Here is an 18,466-nt window from a genome sequence, read left to right on the forward strand (position 1 = left end):
TTTTTAATCTTACTCAAGATGGGTACTGTCAGTTAAAATGAGGAATGTCTCTTTGTTAATTGCGTTTATTATGATTGTTAGTTATAAATATAATTATCAGTTATGATGCATGAATTGACCGAGGAAATTGTGCTGATGTTGATTTTTTGATATAAGAATCAATCATTATTATTATGAATTAGTGTGGTTAATTATAATCTCGCGATCCGTTTATCTGATATTTATACTTGCCGCTTTCTGAGGGCGATTTTATTTCGTAGAATTAAATCCTGGTGTGCGATATGCACTTAATTTATCAACAGGGCTTAAATATGCTGCAAAGAAAAACGCTAATCACGCTTATTATGCTGGCCGGGATCGGAACCGTTTTTACCTCTGGCGCTAACGACGATGGCACTATTCATTTTATTGGCACCGTTTCTGCGTCAGCCTGTTCCGTCGACTCCACTGCCGGAACGTCAGGACGCGCGGGGACTGTCAATTTCGGTGTGGTCAGTAGTAAAACGCTGGCAGCGGTAGGTAATTCCACAACCGCCGTGCCTTTTTCTATTGTATTAACTGACTGTGCGGTCTCGTCAGCACCTACCATTACGTTCAATGGCGAGTCGGTGAGTTCAGCCAGCGGAGACCTTTTTGCCACTCAGGTGACGGGCGTGGGTATACAAATTGAAGACGCCGACGCAACTTCAACGATCTACCGTCCCGGTATTGCTACGGCAAACACAGGACTGAATGTGCTTAATATTAATGATGGTGAAGATCAGGTCCCTTCCGCAACGGCTGGATTTCGGGCCTATCTGGTCAGGGCAAGCGGCACGGGAACGGTAACCGGTGATATTGATACAGACGTTACTTTCACCATCAATTACACAGAATCCTGACGTTCTGCCTCATCGCCTGAATGTGCGGCATTAAACTGGTAACCTAATCATGAAATTGTACAGCCCCAAAATATCATTCTGTATCATGTTACTTGCCGCTTCATTTTTTTCTTATGCCGGTGGATTAACTTTGGGCGCAACCCGGTTGATTTATCCCGCGGGGAACAGAGAAGCTACGGTACCATTATCCAATGGTTCAGAGAATACCCCCTATTTGATTCAATCCTGGGTATCAGATCTGGAGCAAAAAACAGAAGATATTCCCTTTATCACCACACCACCGGTCTTTAAACTTCTGCAAAATAAGTCAACGGTGGTACGCGTGGTTAATTTACCAGATGCCGCAAACGCGTTACCTCAGGATCGGGAAAGTGTATTTTTGCTGAATGTTCGTGCCATACCGGCAGTGGAAAAACAGGTTAATCCAACCCGGATGACCGTGTCGACACAAAATATTATTAAGTTAATCTATCGTCCTCAGGGGTTAACTGCCAGAGCAGCGGGCAGTGTATGGGATAAGCAGCAAATTTCCGGCGGACAATATTATATTACCGTTGCCAATCCCACACCTTATGTGGTGACCTTAACCCGGCTGAAAATTAACGATGAAAGTATCGATAAGCCCGGTCTGGTTATGCCGTATTCAGAGAAAAAGATAGAGACGAAGATAAAAACACCTCGTTCAGTCACTTTCAGCATTATTGATGATTACGGCGGTCTTTCTCCGGCGAAAAGCATCAATATTTAAACATCCTGAATACGTTTATTTAATATGACTCTATTGCCTAATCAATGGTACAGGCTACGGCGTATTGCCGTGCCGGCCATTGTTTTGTTTTTGAGTGGTTCGGTTTCCGTCAGAGCCGAATTATATTTCAATACGCAATCTCTCAGACTTAATCAGCAGCAACGGGAACAGGCAGACCTTTCCAGACTGGCCAGCGTGGATGCCCAGCTACCGGGAGAATATGACGTCAGTGTGAGGGTGAATATGACCAATATTGGCAAGCAAAAGCTACATTTTCTTCCCTGCGGAAATCAACTCTGTGCCATGCTGACGCCGGCACTGTTGCGCACATGGGGAGTGAAGCTGTCCGCCATCCCCGCACTCTCTTCTTTATCCGATGATGAGCCGCTTAACCATCCAGGTGACTATATTACCGACTTTCGTGAATCTTTTGATTTCGAACAGCAGCAGCTTAACATCACTTTCCCTCAGGCGGTGATGGATAACAGCCACCGTGGTTATATTCCGCCCGCACGCTGGGAGAATGGGTTGCCAATGCTGTTCTCATCATACAGCTATACCGGTTCTCAAACGAAATATCGCGGGGAGGGTATGGGAAGCATCTGGATGCAGTATCTGAACCTGCGTAACGGGATTAACCTGGGAGCATGGCGAATTCGTAATTACAGTTATCTGGCACACAGCAATACGGCAGGAACATCATGGAACAGTATGCAGACCTGGATTGAACGCGATCTGCCGGGGCTGCAATCCCGTCTGACCGTCGGTGAAGCCATCACGCCAGGGCTGGTTTTTGACAGTATGAGTTACCATGGTGTGTCTTTATCCTCTCAGGACGAAATGCGCCCTGACAGCATGAGGGGCTACGCGCCAGAAATCCGGGGTATTGCACTGAGTAATGCAATGGTGGAAGTCTTGCAAAATGGTAATTTGCTTTATCAGACCTTTGTGACGCCCGGTAGTTTTGTGATCAACGATTTGTATGCCACTTCAACGTCAGGTGACTTACAGATACGGGTCCACGAAGAAGATGGCACCGTTCGGGAATTTACTCAGGCATTTGCCTCTCCGCCGGTTTCAGTCCGCAACGGCGTCACCCGCTTTTCCACCACGTTTGGGCAGTACAGCCCCGGATCTGCCCGCTCATCCGGCAAAACTCAGCGTTTCTGGCAGGGCGAGGTGTTGCATGGCATCTCCGGCAACACGTCGTTATACGGCGGTGCGATTTTAGCCGACAACTACCAGAGTGGATTACTGGGCGTAGGGCAGGGGCTGGGAGATTTAGGGGCGCTATCGCTGGATATCACACATGCCGTGACGACATTTGTTAATGAGAATCAGCAGAAAGGGCAATCTTTACGCCTGCGCTACAGCAAAAATTTCGATTCCACCGGAACCAATGTCGCTGTCGCCGGCTATCGGTATTCCACGGGTGGGTACTACAGCTTTGATGAGGCCAGCGAAAATTATTTTTCCCAGGGTTACAGCGGCAACCAGATAAAAAACAGGATCCAGATATCAATGAGCCAGAATGCGGGGCAGCTTGGCTCGCTATCCCTGTCTGCCTGGCAACAGCAATATCGCGGCAGGCATAGCCCCACGTCGCGATCGGTTGCCGGTAACTGGAGTAAAAACTTCAATGGCATTGCAGTTGGTCTGAGCCAGAGCCAGAATCGGTCTTCACGAAGCCGACAACTGGACAATGTTACCTCTGCAAGCATCAGCCTGCCTCTGGGCAGATGGCTGGGTGGTGAGAATACCTCATTGCGTCAGAGTAACCGCATCACGCATTCCTCAAATGGTCTGACCAGCATGACCACCATGCTCAGTGGCAGCACGCTGGGGAAAAATAACCTCTCTTACTCACTGGCGCAAAGCCGTTCCCGGCAGAGCGGCAACCAGACCAGTGACGGTACCGCGCTGTCACTTAGCTGGCAGGGTGATAAGGGCACTTATAATGCCGGATACAGTAATTTTTATGGGCAAAATGAGCGGCTAACGTGGGGCGTGAATGGTTCGATGGTGGTCCATCCTTACGGGATTACGCTCGCTCAGTCACTGCCTGAGGGTAGCAGCTACGCCCTTGTGCGCGCACCGGGAGCACAGGATGTCAGAGTGCTTAACCGTTCTGGTGTGGCCACCGACAGTCGTGGCTATGCCGTGGTTCCCACTTTAACGCCTTACCGTGAGAATGAAATCAGTCTGGATACGGGCACGCTTTCTGACAATGTTGACCTGCTTAACCCTTCCCACAGTGCCGTACCGGTTCGTGAAGCGCTGGTTCTGACCGATTATCAGACCCTGATTGGTTATCGTCTCTTCATCAGGTTACAGCACGCGGGTAAACCTTTGCCTTTTGGCACGGTTGTCAGTGCCGGTCAAAGTAGTGGCATTGCCGATGAACATGGGCAGGTGTTTATTTCTGGCGTGCCGGATAAAACGGTACTCACCGCAGCGCTCTCTGACGGCAAATCCTGTAAAGCTGATTTTGATACACGTGGTCCGGGCATCAGGACATCGGGCGGCCTGCTCATCGCCAGTCTGGAGTGTCAGTAATGAAAAAAAAATTAGCGTTCACGTTCTTTGTCCTGTCAGTGTTTTGCTACTCCGGGTCAGCGCTGGCGACGGGTTATTGCACTTCAGCCGTGGATGCTCATACCATAGAGCTTGGCACTATCTATGTGCCAGTGCAGAGCACCACCGGTGACATCGTTAGCATGTCACAGAGAGATATTCAGGTGACCTGCGACGCTGATGTCTCTACCTATCTGCAACCGGGCGATCCTGATTTTGTCTGGGGATCGACGGGGGAAACGTTTATGACGCCGGAGGGGATAAGCTGTGCCATCGTTGACAGCGGATTTGCTCTGGAAGGGACAGGTCTGGGACTGGTCTGGATCCAAAGAAATTCAGGCTCGAATGGCTGGTCTTGCCTGAGTGGCGCACTAATCGGTGCAGGCAAAGTAAGAAGGGGACTGGTCAGACGTGGTTTGACGACCCTGACGGATAAGTTCTATGTGGTCAGAACCTCATTGCCTCTGGTATACAAGAATGCCGGGAACATCACACAATCTATCGGCGTTGATGAAGCCGATGAGAATCGCGTGGCGATTGGCCAGTTATATACGATCTATATTTCAGGCAATGTCATCATTGAAAGCGGCGGCTGCACTATTGAATCGAACCCCGTCGTATCCATGGGAACCGTGTCGACATCAACGTTTAGGGGTATTGGCACTCGCGGAGCGAATGTGCCTTTTTATATCGATCTACAGAAATGCTACGGAGTGGAAAAAAAGATTGATATCGCTTTTCAACCTGTTTCAGGATTCCTTGATGAGGCAAATTCGGTGATTGCTCTCGAAGAGGGAAGCAATGCCGCCAGCGGGGTGGGTATCCAGCTGATGTTCAATGGTGAGAACATCCACACCGATGGATCTTACCATTCTTTTCCACTGCAACAGGGGCTGACCCGCCTGCCGTTTGTCGCACGTTATTACCAGGTGGCGAACACGGTCACGCCGGGTACGGTTGAATCCTCAGTGATTTTTTATGTTTACTATGAATAAAAAGCGCATATAAGCGCTCACCCGGTGCGAAAGCAAACGGTAATCGCCCGTGCGTTGTTCTGCCACGGGCGGCTTACTTACCGACCGATCAAATTAAAAATCATAACCAACGGTGGCGATAAGAGTACGTTCAGCCCCCCAGTAGCAGAAGCCAGTACCGTAGCAGGCCGACACGTAATCACGGTCGGTCAGGTTATTGGCGTTCAGCTGCACAAAGGCGCCTTTCAGGCTGCTGTTCCATGCGCCCAGATCGGCGCGAACCGAGGCATCAAACAGGGTGGCAGAAGGCAAACGGGTGGTATTTTCGTTATCGGCCCACTGTTTGCCGATGTAGCGCACACCGGCGCCAACACTTATCCCATAATCAAACTGATACTTCGCCCACGCGGACGCCATTGAGTCCGGTGTGACATAAGGCGTATGCCCGTCATTACCGTCAACGGCATCTTTAAAACGTACATGGTTAAGGGTGTAGCTGGCAACGGTACTCAGACGCGGTGTCAGCTGATTATGGGCTTCCAGCTCAATACCCTGAGAATGTACTTTTCCTGCAGGCTCATAGTAGGACCCGACCACAACGCGGTTGCCCACATCTTTTTGCGTCAAATCGTACACTGCCAGCGAATAGAGGTCAGAAGTACCGTGCGGCTGATATTTCACCCCGGTTTCATACTGTTCAGAGGTGGTGGGCTTCAGCAGATTACCATCCGCACCAGACAGGGATTGAGGCGTAATGGCCTGACTGTAGCTGACATAAGGTGAAATGCCATTATCAAAGGCATAGAGCAGTGCGGCGCGGCCGCTAACGTGGTCATCCTGTCGACGGTATTTGGTGCCATAGTCATAATTATCCGTCTGTGAGACAAGACGATCATATCGGCCAGACACGTTGAAATGCCATTTCTGCCACTGCATTTCATCCTGTAAATAGACACCAGCCTGAGAGTAACGACGTTGTGAATTATAGAACGTGTAGCTTCGTTGCGTGCCCACCGCTTCACCGGTCAGGGCATTGAGTTGGCTGGCATAGTCACCGGCATCGCTCAGGGCGTTTTTGTACTGATGATATTCAGCACCCAGCACCATCTTATGATTAACGTCACCGGTGGCAAAGTCGGCTTCCAGCTGGTTGTCAAGGGCGAACGCATCCAGCGATGAACGTGAACCGGAGTAGTAGCGATTCAGCAGGTCCGGGTTACTGCTGTCCCAGCCAATCTGATAGACCTGATCCAAATCAACATCGGAATGTGAGTAGCTGGCGGTGGAGCGAAAAGCCCAGGTGTCATTGAAACGGTGTGAAAATTGATAGCTGTAAATCTGTTCGCGTCGCTTGAACTGATCCAGTGAACTGTCACCATCGTAAAAACCGCTGCTCAACTTGCGGCCATTGTGTTCGGTGATGCTGCCGTCACCGGGAACCGAACTGTGATAGCCGCCGGAGGGATCTTTCTGTAAATAAGCCCGCAGCAGAAGAGAGGTATCTTCGTCTGGCTGCCACAGCAGGGAAGGGGAGATAGCATATTTCTCTTCCCTTGTGTGATCGTACTGGGTGTTACTGTTACGGGTAATTCCGGTCAGGCGAAACGCCCATTGATCGTTAATCGCATTGGTATAGTCAAACGCCACGCTGTTGGTACTGTTGGTCCCGGTTGAGGCACGGAAGTGGCCTTCCTGAATAAACTGCGGTCGTTTGGCGCTTTCCATCACCAGGCCGCCAGGTACGGTCTGACCATACAGGGCAGAGGACGGGCCTTTAATCACGTCGATGCGGTCGAGAAACCATGGATCCACCTGCAACACATTGTAGCTGCCTGGATCGCTCATCAGACGCAGGCCATCGAGGAAAATATTGTCCACGTCACCGCCATGAAAACCACGCAGTGAAACGGTATCGTAGCGGCTGGCAGCCCCGGCGAAATTAGTGAAAGCGCCAGCGGTGTAATTCAGCGCCTGATTGACATCCAACGCGCCCTGGTCCTCCATCTGCTGGCGGGTTACCACGGAGACAGACTGTGCGGTAGTAATCAAAGGCCGATCGGTTTTCATTGCGCCTGTGCTGGTTTTGGCGTTGTAACCGGTGGTCGGTGTGGTCGCTGTTTCATCGGGTTGTGCGGTAACAATCATGTTATCCGCTGCGAAAGAGAGAACCGGAGAAATCAGTGCGATGGAACAAAGCAGGGCAGAACGCTTCAGAGTAAACGGCATTCTCATTGTCAGTTACCTTACAAAATGTGTGGCCGGTAGAATTGGCCTACGCCGACAGAAGTGGAAAGAGGCGTAGTGATAATAATGTAAAGATTAATGATAATCTCAATGAGAATTATTAACTTTTGTATTCGAAGATTCAAGTAATGATTTACATATCAATTACCTGTTAATGACATGGATTTAACACGTGGCACTTTCGTGCCACGTTGTGCTACTGCTTTTTGGTGATATCGCTGACGTTATTGCAAACAACATTTTCAGGGCAGTAAAGATCCATCAGCTTCAGCGTTACGCCATTGGTCCAGCCAAAACCATCCTGTAACGGATACTCTCCGCCGCCACCGCCGCCCAGCCCTTTACCGTCCACCACATATTTTTCCACCAGCTTGTGCTGTTTATCGTAAGTGGCCTGTACGTTATTAAGAAAGCGTATACCGATCTCTTTTGCCAGCGCCTGTTTGCCGTAGTTGTTCAGCCCCTCGACGGCGGCCCACTGTAGCGGCGCCCAGCCGTTTGGCGCATCCCACTGCTGGCCATTGTTAACCGTGGTGGTTACCAAACCGCCTTCTTTCAGCAGCTGTTTTTCCACGGCAGAAGCCGTTTTATCCGCCTGCTGCGGCGTTGCCACTTTCAGCCAGAGTGGGAACAGCGTGGCGGCGGTCAGCTGTGGGCGTACCGTGCCACTCTGCCAGCCATAATCGGCATACCAGCCCTGTTTTTCATCCCACATATAACGGTTAATGGCCTGCTGACGCTTTGTTGCCAGCTGCGTGAAATGCTGGCTGGCCTGCTCATCTTTAGTCAGATGAGTAGCATGGGCCAGCGTCATTTCAAGGTGGAAAAGCAGTGAGTTGAGGTCAACCGGAAGAATACGGGTAGTCTGAATGGTGGCTATTTCTCCGGGCCTTGCAAACCAGCGGGAGCTGAAATCCCAGCCGGAGGCGGCACCGGCACGCAGATCGCGGTACAGTTCGTTTTTGTTACGTCCGCCCGCTTTCTGCATGGTGGCGATATCGTCCATCCAGGATTCGGTGCGTGGTACGTCACGGGCGTCCCAGAAACGGTTAAGGACGGTGCCATTCTTCAGTCGCACTGCACGCTGGCTGGCCTCACCAGGTTTCAGCGCGTCAGCGCCAGCCATCCAGTAATCGTACTCTTTCCGAAGTTCTGGCAGATAGCGACGGTAAACTTCATCCCCCTGATGCTGTGCCAGCAGATCGACCATCATGCTGAAAAACGGTGGCTGTGAACGGCTGAGGTAATAGCTGCGGTTGCCATTGGGAATATGGCCATATTTATCCAGTAAAAAAGCGAAATTATTCACCATATTCTCTACGCGATCCCAGTGTCCGCTTTCTGCCAGGCCAAGCATAGTGAAGTAGCTGTCCCAGTAATAGACCTCGCGGAAGCGGCCACCGGGTACCACATAGGGTGCAGGCAGCGTCAGCAGCGAATCCCACGAACTGGCCTGATGGGCGGTACGGGTCAACACAGGCCAAAGCCCGTTGATATGCTGACGCAAACTTTGTCCGGCGGGCGGCTGATATGCTTTTCCGTCGCCGGGCAGAATAAAATTAGCCGCCACAAAACGCTTCAGATCAAAACCATGCTGGCTTTTTTGCATTTGCCAGTCGGCAACGATCAGGGAAGGATTGCTTTTGGCAACGGCATCAGCAAACGTTTTCTGATCGGAAAAGATTTTGGCCACCTGTACTTCCTGAAACAGTGGCCCGAAGAGAATATCGGGCGGTTGTGGTGAAGCCGTCAGCATCCGCTGGGGGATATCCGCCGCTGTGGCATAGCCAGTCTGGGCCAGCGCCGCAACCAGCAAGGGTAGCACCAGCGCGGTTTTCCATTGATGTTTTTCGACTCTTTGCATTGGTTATTCTCCCTGAACGGATTCAGCGATCCGTAACTTATTGACCGTAAAAAAACTTTAGACGATTTTTTACAGAACGTGACCAGGACAGCGGGAAGTGTGAAGCCGCCAGGGTTTTCAGAGATCGGCAGCAGAACGAGGTTAATCTCAGATGGAAAATTGCCAGATAGCCTGCTAATAAGCAGAAACGTTTTTGAATACCTTACCAATATGCCCGGTGAACAACAGGGCACAGCTGTTGTTCCGGCCTCAGGGGGGGGCTTTTAATATTTAATCTCTTCAGTTTTGATAATTAATAAAACCAATTACCTGGTGTTATTACGTCACGTTACTTTTCTGTTTATTTTAATTATTGGTGCCTTTATGTCAGCATCATTACGATTTTTTTAGTGATTGGTAGCCCTGAAGTTTATAATAAATTTTTATTTTACTGATAAGGTGAAAAATAATTTAAATTAGAAAAAACAATGACTGAGTTTTTATCAGGCAGAAGATAGTATCGATAAAAATATAATTGGTTTATCACCTAAAAGGACTTGAATGATGACCACACCAACACAAAATATCCTGCATACGGGAAGCGATCCCCGCGCCGTAGCGGAATTTATCGAGCTTCGTCGTGAAACAGCAAAAATAAGTCATTCCACCCTCAAAGATATTGACTGGCAGCGGGTGGAGGAACTGTCAATCGCGTTGTTCCGATGTAATGGCATGGATTTGCAAAGCGTCGCATGGTACACCATGGCAAGGGCATGGCGCGCCGGTCTGGCGGGGCTGTGTGAGGGCCTTGAAATCGTCACGGCGATGATGAAGTATCAATGGCCTACGCTGTGGCCTCATCCTCTGTCTGCCCGGCTGGCGATTGTCACCTGGCTGAGTACCGGTATTCAGCAATTGATCCGTTCCCTGAACTTCAGCCAGCAGGATCTTCCTCTGCTGCTCAGGCTAAAATCCCAGCTTGATGAGAATGTCGACACCCTGGAAAGGCTGGCGCAAAAACATCTGTCACAGCTTGACTGGCTTAAAGTCCAGGTGAGTGATTTGATTGGCCGGTATGCGCCCCCCGGACATGAATTGCCGATGGACCGCCGCGATTTTCAGCAAAACGATGAGGCAAAAGGCGACGGAACTGTTCCTCCTTCCCATACTGCCGATGTATACACGCCGCTGATCTACGTCCCACGCGATCTCACCTCGTCAACGGCGCTCAATGTTTCGTTGAGTTTCTGGGAGCGCAGTCGAGGTTTCATTGCCGGGATGATTGCGATGGTGCTGTTTGGCACAATGGTGATATGGGCCTGTGAACTGATGCAGCCTGTGCCCGGCAGGGCGCAGCGAATGACCATGCTTGCTCAGCAGATCACCCCGCAGCAGTTCAGACCGGATGTCAGCTGGCAGCAGAGCGCGGCGGCAATGGCCTTACCGGAGGAGCAGATGCAGTTGTGGCAGACAGCGCGATATCGCCTGCAAAAGCTCAACGAAGAACTTGACGCGATGGAACAGGCGAATCCGCAGTGCGTGATACTGCCTGAAGTAAAGGCAAGAGTGGTGACCATCCAGCAACCGGTTCAGGAGCTGATACCCACAGAAGAGCTACTGCGTAAGCTGGCAAAGAATAACACCTCACCGGTATTGCGCGGAAAAATTGAATTACGGCTAAAGCAGCTGCTTGCACGTTACGCGCTGATCCTGCGAGAGGATCAGCACGATGACGAGGTATAAAAGTGCGCATCTCCACGTCTGTGACGTAATGCACAGGGTTCAGAACATCATTACCATCCACGGATAGGCAATCAGCATCATACCGCCGAGAAAGATTGCGCCAAAAATAGTCCCCAGCCGCCAGTAATCTTTGGTTGGCAAATATCCACTGCCATAGTAAATAGGACTGGGGCCAGTACCGTAGGGAGTGATAATGCCCATTACGCCGAGCGAAGTGACCATCATCAGACAAAATACCGGCATATTGATACCCGGAATTGATGCGGCAATGGTCAGTGTGGCAGGCAGTAACGCGGTGGTATGTGCCGTTGTGCTGGCAAACAGATAGTGCAGCAGGAAAAAAGCTATCAACAGTACCACGGCAGAAACCTGTGGATCGTAGCCCTGCAAGAGCTGGCTCCCTTCTTTACCCAACCAGGCAATGAAGCCAACCCTGGCAAGGCCATCGGCCAGTGCCACCAGGGTGGCAAACCAGGCAAAGGTATTCCATGCTGGCTTATTGCTGGTGATATCATTCCAGCTCAGTACGCCAGTCCACAGCATCAGCACAACCACCAACAGCGCGGCCATGGCGGGTTCAATCCAGCTGGCCGCAAAAATCCACATCAGCAGTGCCGCACAGACAAAAACCAACAGCAGAATTTCATTGCGCGACAGTTTCCCCAGTTTTTCCAGTTCGCTGCTGGCCCAGCGTGGCACTTCATCGTTGACCTTCACTTCCGGTGGATAGAACCAGTATGCCAGCAAAGGCATGGTGAGGATCAGCAGCAGACCAAGCGGCAGAAAGGCGAGAAACCATGTTCCCCAGGTTATCTCAAATCCGGTAATGCTTTTAACCAGTGCCAGCGCCAACAGGTTTGGTGCCAGTGCCGATAAAAACATGGAGCTGGTGATACAGGCGGCGGTGATGGCGACCCACATCAGATAAGAGCCGATTTTACGGGCGCTGGGGTCGTCAGGTTTGGAGCCATACAGCGGCGGTAAATTAGCGATAACAGGATAGATGGTGCCGCCGCTGCGTGCGGTATTGGAGGGCGTGAACGGTGCTAACAGCAGGTCGGCAAAGGTGATGGCATAGCCCAGCGTAAGGCTGCGTCGCCCGAGATATTTCACCAGAATTAATGCCAGTCTGCGACCAAACCGGGTTTTGTCATAACCGGCTGCAAACATGAAAGCACCAAAAATCAGCCATACCGTTGAATTACCGAAGCCACTCACCGCCCATTTAAACGCCTCCGTGGGTATGTTAAACCGGGGATTTGCCATCTCCGTCGGACTGAACAGTAACCACTGGCTGAACAGCGCAATCGCAACCACCCCGGTCAGACCGATAACCGCGCCCGGTAGTGGTTCAAAAATCAGGCCGATAATCACCCCGACAAACACGGCAAAAAAGTGCCACGCATAGGGTTCCAGCCCGGCGGGAACTGGCAACAGTAACAGCAGAATGGTCACCACCACGGGCAGTAACAGCATTATCAGGTGTTTCATCTGGCTCGCCGGAGCAGGAGCCGCACTCTGGGATTCACTCATCGCAAATTGATTCCATTGTTTCCTGACCAGTTAATAACGCGGTGAAAAGCCAGGGCGGGGAGTGGGTCCTGTCGGGGCACCGTCCGCCGCTACTTTCGCCCGGAGTGGCGTCTCAGGGCGATGGTTTCATCGTGCTTTTTGGGGCCAGCATGGGGGTAATTACGCCAGCCAACACTGGCACTGGATTGTGCCGTGCAACCGGCATGGTTATTTTCACTCTGTTTAAAAATGGCAGCAAAATAAATTAACCTGCTTAATTTTTTACATAAAAACAGATGCTGTGCCGGTAGCGAAAATAAGGAAAAGCCGTTTTTCAGAATAAAAACAGGACATTTTCTGGCCACGTTTTAGTGTGGCTTTCAGCGAGTCAGGAATTAACACAGGCAATTGATATCCGTTACAACCATAAAGTCTGATACTGTAGAGTAAATTCCAGCAGATGCCAAATAATGTTGCTATCTTTATGATTTTGATAGTTTTAATTTGTGGCGCTTTATGGTTGATTTTTGGAAATCAATAGTTGACACTTTATGGGTAAATAATATTTGCTGTTTATCAATCTGCCACTTTTGCAAGATGAAGATCATATTGCCGACGAACATTTGTCTGTCGAAAAGATACTATGTCTTTAATTGTAACAAATACCGGAGCGCTAATTCAGCCAACAATAAATTGTCCGCCAGAGCGTTTATAACCTCTACATATGGAGTTGCCCTGACATGAATACGCTGACACCGATTCTGAATCCGCTTACCCTGCCCGGCGGGGCGGTACTGAAAAACCGCCTTCTGATGGCTCCCATGACTACCTGTACCGGCTTTCATGATGGTTCTGTAACCAGTGAACTGGTGGAATATTACCGTGCCAGAGCGGGCAGCATCGGAACGGTTATTGTTGAATGCTGCTTTATCGACCCCAAAGGTCCTGCGTTTCCTGGGGCCATTGGCATTGACAGCGACAACAAAATTCCGGGCCTTGGCAGAATTGCTGAGGCGATTAAGTCAGAAGGGTCGACGGCCATCCTGCAAATTTATCACGGTGGCAGGATGGTGGAGCCGGAACTGATTGGTGGCAGAACGCCGGTTGCGCCGAGCGCCATCGCGGCTCCCCGTGACGGGGCCACCACGCCGCAGGCGCTGACGGCGGAAGAGGTCGAGGTGATGGTGACGAAATTTGGCGATGCGGTTAACCGTGCCATTAAGGCCGGCTTTGACGGCGTAGAAATTCACGGTGCCAATACTTACCTGATCCAGCAATTCTATTCGCCTAACTCCAACCAGCGCGAGGACAAATGGGGCGGCAGCCGTGAAAAACGCACCGCCTTTCCGCTGGCGGTGTTGGACATCACACAGAAAATGGCGGCACGTTTTGCCCACGATGGTTTTATTATTGGCTATCGTTTTTCGCCGGAAGAACTTGAAGTTCCCGGCATTTGCTTTGAGGACACGCTCTTTCTGCTGGAGAAGCTTGCGGCGCAGGGACTGGACTATGTGCATTTTTCCGTGGGACAACTGTTGCGGTCTTCGATTGTGGATACTGACGATCCCACCCCGCTGATCGCCAGATTTCTGGCGATGCGCTCGCCGGTGCTGGCGAAAGTGCCGGTGATCGGTGTCGGGGGCGTGGTGAATAAGGCGGATGCGGAAAACGCACTGAAGCAGGGCTTTGATCTGGTGGCGGTGGGTAAGGCCTGTATTGCTTATCCTGACTGGGCCGATCGTATTATCAACAATCACCACCTTGAATTGTTTATCGACAGCAATCAGCGTGAAGCTCTGAAAATACCGGAGCCGCTGTGGCGCTTCTCGCTGGTCGATGCGATGATCCGTGATACCAGCGTCAGCGGGCGAAAATACAAAGCGGGCGTCTGGCAGGAAAAGGTCGAATCCGAGGCGCTCAAGCTGAAAATCAACGTGACCCTGGACACCGATCGTATCACCGATATCAGCCTGGTGCCCGATGACTCACTTGACGTCGATTTCACCACCACCTTTGACAGCCTGCGTTCGCGCATCCTGGTAGCCAACAGCCCGCACGTCGATGCAATTACCGGGGCCACCACCCAGAGTGAGGCGCTGAAAAAAGCGGTCTCCCGCGCGCTGACCACCTCCAGTAAAGAGCATGTCATTGAAGAGGGCGGTAATCCGCAGGCGCCCCAGCGCTTTGATGTGGTGGTTATCGGCAGCGGCGGTGCCGGCCTTGCCGCGGCCATTCAGGCCCATGATGAGGGGGCGCATGTGGCGATCATTGAAAAAATGCCGACCATCGGTGGCAACACCATCAAGGCGTCGGTGGGAATGAACGCGGCAGAAACCCGCTTCCAGCAACTAAAAGGCATTGAGGACAGTAAGGACCTGTTCTACAGCGAAACACTGAAAGGCGGAAAATTTAAAAATAACCCGGCGCTGTTGCAGACCTTTGTTGACCTTGCCCCGGACGCCGTGGAGTGGCTGGCGGCAAAAGGGATAGCACTGAACTCGCTGACTATCACTGGTGGTATGAGTATTGAGCGCACCCATCGTCCTGCTGACCACTCAGCGGTTGGTGGCTTTCTGATAAGCGGATTGGTGAAGAATATTAACCAACGTAATATTGATGTGCTGCTGGAAACCTCAGTGGATGACATTCTGTTTGAAAATGGCGCGGTAAGCGGCGTTCGCGTGGTGGATGAATACAACGACAGCCGGGTGCTGAATGCCAAAAGCGTGATCGTTGCCACCGGCGGATTCAGTGCCAACCGCGAGATGGTGGTCAGCTACCGGCCAGAGCTGGAAGGCTTTGTCACCACTAACCATAAAGGGGCGACCGGCAGCGGTATTGCCCTGCTACAAAAAATTGGCGCGGGTAGCGTGGACATGGCGGAGATCCAAATCCATCCGACCGTTGAGCAAACCACTTCCTATCTGATTTCAGAGGCTATTCGTGGCGGAGGGGCGATTCTGGTCAGCCAGGCGGGCCTGCGCTTTTACAATGAAATGGAAACCCGCGACAAGGTTTCGGCGGCCATTATTGCGCTAGCGGAAAAAAGTGCCTGGGTTATTTTTGACGATGAAGTGCGGCGCAATAACAAAGCGGCTGATGAATATATCGCCAAAGGATTTGTGCTCAGCGCGCCGTCACCACAGGAACTGGCGGTGAAGCTCAATATGGATTTTCATGCATTACTGGCCTCACTGGAACGTTACAATCTCTTTGTGGAAAACCAGCTGGATGAGGACTTTGGCCGTAAAACGGCGATGCGCCACCCACTGAAACAGGCACCGTTTTATGCTATTCGCGTGGCACCGGGGGTCCATCACACCATGGGTGGCGTTACGGTGAATACCGATACTGCGGTGCTGGATGCACAACAGCAGATAATCCCGGGAGCCTGGGCCGCGGGGGAAGTGGTGGGCGGCATTCACGGCGCTAACCGGATCGGCGGTAATGCGGTGGCCGACATTATTATCTTTGGCATGCTTGCGGGGCGAAAAGCCGCTGCTTTTTCTCGCCGCTAACGCTGACCGCCACACCCATACAGCCGGGTGGGTGTGCATCGCTGAGTGGAATAATCGTCAACCCAGGCTGACGGCAGCATAAACAGCGGCCGCTTTTTCTCGCCGCTAACGCTGACCGCCACACCCATACAGCCGGGTGGGTGTGCATCGCTGAACTGAATAATCAGCAACGCAGGTTCACCGCGGCATAAATTAAGCGTGCTGTCAGGCAACTTTTCGCAACCTGCATTAAACTGGCTCCATAAATCAATTTCCGGCACTGGAGCACGCGATGAAAAATATCCTGAGTACCTTCACCCTGGCCGCAACCCTCATCCTGACCGCTGGCGCGTTTAGTGCACAGGCGGCGCTGCCTGTGGGTGCCAAAGCCCCTGATTTTGAACTGCAGGGCGCGCTGGGTGGAAAACCAGTCACCTTCTCACTGCAACAGGCACTGCAAAAAGGGCCGGTAGTGCTCTATTTTTTTCCGGCTGCCTTCAGCGCGGGCTGTACCCTTGAAGCGCATGATTTTGCCGAGGCCACTGACAGCTTCAACAAAAACGGCGCGACTGTGGTTGGCGTGACCGCGGGCAACACCGATCAGGTGAGTGATTTCTCGAAGCTGGAATGTCGCAATAAATTTGCCGTTGCCGCCGATCCGGGCGCGAAGGTCGCGGCGCAGTACCAGACCACCATGCAGATGAAAGGCAAAACCCTCTCTGAGCGCACCTCCTTTGTTATCGCCCCGGACCACAGCATCCTGCTCAGTTACACCGATCGCAATCCTGACAGCCACATTCAGAAGGCGCTTGACGCGGTGAAAGCCTGGCATCAGTCACATCCGGTGGCCCATTAACTCCCGGCGAGGTCAGCCATGTTGACAGCCCTGTTGGCCGCCTTTGCCGGCGGCATTATTCTTAACCTTATGCCGTGCGTTTTTCCGGTTGTTTCCCTTAAGGCGATTGGCTTACTGCGTCATCAGGGCCAGCAGAACCGCGCCCGTCGTGAAGGGCTGGGCTTTTTGCTGGGGGTGCTGGTCAGTATGATGATGCTGGCCGGCATACTGCTGACAGCCCGTGCGGGTGGAGCCGCCGTGGGATGGGGATTTCAGCTTCAGTCACCGCTGGTGATTGCTATTCTGGCGCTGGTTATTCTGGCTTCAGCACTCAATTTGCTGGGCGTATTCGAAGTGGGACTGTCGCTACAGCGCGTCGGTGAAATAAACGGCGGCAAAGGGGCCTTTGTTCGTTCAGCGCTGACCGGCGCGCTGGCCATCGTGATTGCCACGCCATGCTCAGCGCCCTTTATGGCCAGCGCTGTCGGTTATGCCCTGTTACAACCTCCGGCGGTGGCGCTGGCGGTATTTTTCTCACTGGCACTGGGATTTGCCGCGCCTTTTACCCTGTTGTCCCTGTATCCGGCGCTGGCGAACCGGTTACCGCGCCCCGGCAGCTGGATGGCGGTGCTGAAGCAGGCGCTGGCTTTTCCGATGCTGGCCGCCTGGGCGTGGCTGGTCTGGGTACTGGCACAGCAGGCAGGGACCACGGCACTTGGCACATTACTGGTCTGTTCCGTGGTAGCAGGTTTTGCGGCCTGGCTGTACGGCATCGCCCAGCAACGGCGCATCGTCGGTAAAGGATATCGTCTCACGGCTGCCGTCGTACTGCTGCTTATCGTCGCCATTGTGGTGCCGCTGCCGACAGTCATGCATCCCGCCGCGCCAGCCCGTGAGGAAAGCATCACCCGGATTAACTGGACGCCGCAGAACGTGCAGCAAGCGCGTAGGGATGACAGGCCCATTTTTGTGAATTTTACCGCGTCATGGTGCATAACCTGCCAGGTCAATGAGCGAACCTCGCTTTCCACTCCGGCGGTGCAAGAGGCGCTGGCGAAGACCGGCACCCGCTATATGGTGGCCGACTCGACTAAATTTAATCCCGATGTGGAAGATGCGCTCAGTCAGTTCGGGCAGGGAGGACTACCGCTGTATGTGGTTTATCCCGCAGATGGCGGCCAGCCGGAGGTATTACCTCAGATATTAACGCCCGTGATAGTGGTGAATGCATTAATCAGGGCCGCCGGTAAAAAAGGCTGACCGAACAGCGCAACCCTCCGGTGGGGCCATTAAATAATAACCCGCTACGAGGGCTTACCGGTGAAGCAGGGCGGGATACTGTTTCAGAAGCCGTCATTTTCACATCCCTTATGGTGGCGATTGCCGTCTCTGTGCCCGGTTGTTTTCTGGCGCTGAACCCGCTTATTAGCTAACCGGAGCCCCGATTTTGCCTGTTGCGGGCAAACCGTCTGAGCTGAGGGCGACTGAATGCAGGTATGGTTATTCTGTGAAACGGTTGTTCAATACACTGAAGTAAAAGAAATCCGCTATTACCCTCGCGCACTCACCGCAGAATGCTCTGCATTTACCTTTGCGACAGAATTAATCCTGTACT

12 protein-coding genes are annotated in these 18,466 nt (G+C 52.0%); 8 read left to right on the forward strand and 4 right to left on the reverse strand.

The genetic code is table 11. The features are described from left to right. The first annotated feature begins 281 nt into the window (after window positions 1-281). The 4 genes from EB241_RS13795 to EB241_RS13810 are packed head-to-tail and all read left to right on the forward strand — an operon-like array spanning window position 282 to window position 5,198. Window positions 282-881: a fimbrial protein gene (locus EB241_RS13795; protein ID WP_124233713.1), complete on the forward strand. Its 600-nt coding sequence runs from the start codon at window positions 282-284 to the stop codon at window positions 879-881. 49 nt (window positions 882-930) lie between these two features. After that, the gene (locus tag EB241_RS13800) at window positions 931-1,629 is read left to right on the forward strand and encodes a fimbrial biogenesis chaperone (RefSeq protein ID WP_124233714.1); all 699 of its coding nucleotides are present in this window, start codon (window positions 931-933) and stop codon (window positions 1,627-1,629) included. A gap of 24 nt (window positions 1,630-1,653) precedes the next feature. Beyond that, window positions 1,654-4,185: a fimbria/pilus outer membrane usher protein gene (locus EB241_RS13805; RefSeq protein ID WP_124233715.1), complete on the forward strand. Its 2,532-nt coding sequence runs from the start codon at window positions 1,654-1,656 to the stop codon at window positions 4,183-4,185. After that, entirely contained in the window at window positions 4,185-5,198 is a 1,014-nt protein-coding gene (locus EB241_RS13810) for a fimbrial protein (RefSeq protein WP_124233716.1), read from the forward strand. Before EB241_RS13805 ends, EB241_RS13810 begins: the two co-directional genes overlap by 1 nt. Window positions 5,199-5,291: 93 nt before the next feature. On the opposite strand, the gene EB241_RS13815 is transcribed toward EB241_RS13810, so the two are convergent. Further along, entirely contained in the window at window positions 5,292-7,409 is a 2,118-nt protein-coding gene (locus EB241_RS13815) for a TonB-dependent siderophore receptor (RefSeq protein ID WP_124233717.1), read from the reverse strand. A 208-nt stretch (window positions 7,410-7,617) separates the two neighbouring features. Beyond that, window positions 7,618-9,285: an alpha,alpha-trehalase TreA gene (treA, locus tag EB241_RS13820; protein ID WP_124233718.1), complete on the reverse strand. Its 1,668-nt coding sequence runs from the start codon at window positions 9,283-9,285 to the stop codon at window positions 7,618-7,620. A gap of 540 nt (window positions 9,286-9,825) precedes the next feature. Between treA and EB241_RS13825 the strand changes: the two genes are divergently transcribed. Continuing rightward, entirely contained in the window at window positions 9,826-11,007 is a 1,182-nt protein-coding gene (locus tag EB241_RS13825) for a type VI secretion system ImpA family N-terminal domain-containing protein (protein WP_124233719.1), read from the forward strand. 39 nt (window positions 11,008-11,046) lie between these two features. Here the strand turns inward: EB241_RS13825 and EB241_RS13830 are convergent, their stop codons facing one another. Further along, window positions 11,047-12,540 (reverse strand): DASS family sodium-coupled anion symporter, encoded by a 1,494-nt coding sequence (locus tag EB241_RS13830; RefSeq protein WP_124233720.1) that lies wholly within the window; start codon window positions 12,538-12,540, stop codon window positions 11,047-11,049. A 719-nt stretch (window positions 12,541-13,259) separates the two neighbouring features. On the opposite strand from EB241_RS13830, the gene EB241_RS13835 reads away from it, so the two are divergent. Then, window positions 13,260-16,037 carry a flavocytochrome c gene (locus EB241_RS13835; protein ID WP_124233721.1) on the forward strand — a complete coding sequence of 926 codons (2,778 nt, stop codon included), beginning with the start codon at window positions 13,260-13,262 and terminating at the stop codon, window positions 16,035-16,037. Here EB241_RS13835 and EB241_RS13840 read toward each other — a convergent pair. Next, entirely contained in the window at window positions 16,034-16,249 is a 216-nt protein-coding gene (locus tag EB241_RS13840) for a hypothetical protein (protein ID WP_124233722.1), read from the reverse strand. The genes EB241_RS13835 and EB241_RS13840 overlap by 4 nt on opposite strands. A 59-nt stretch (window positions 16,250-16,308) precedes the next feature. Here EB241_RS13840 and EB241_RS13845 point away from each other — a divergent pair, with 59 nt between their 5' ends. Together EB241_RS13845 and EB241_RS13850 are read left to right on the forward strand one after the other, a co-directional pair. Beyond that, window positions 16,309-16,872, forward strand: coding sequence for a peroxiredoxin (locus EB241_RS13845; protein ID WP_124233723.1), 564 nt, complete (start codon window positions 16,309-16,311; stop codon window positions 16,870-16,872). A gap of 18 nt (window positions 16,873-16,890) precedes the next feature. Further along, entirely contained in the window at window positions 16,891-18,111 is a 1,221-nt protein-coding gene (locus EB241_RS13850) for a protein-disulfide reductase DsbD family protein (RefSeq protein WP_124233724.1), read from the forward strand. Window positions 18,112-18,466 lie beyond the last annotated feature (355 nt).

Origin of the sequence: Erwinia psidii, assembly GCF_003846135.1 — a bacterium.
Classification (GTDB): domain Bacteria; phylum Pseudomonadota; class Gammaproteobacteria; order Enterobacterales; family Enterobacteriaceae; genus Erwinia; species Erwinia psidii.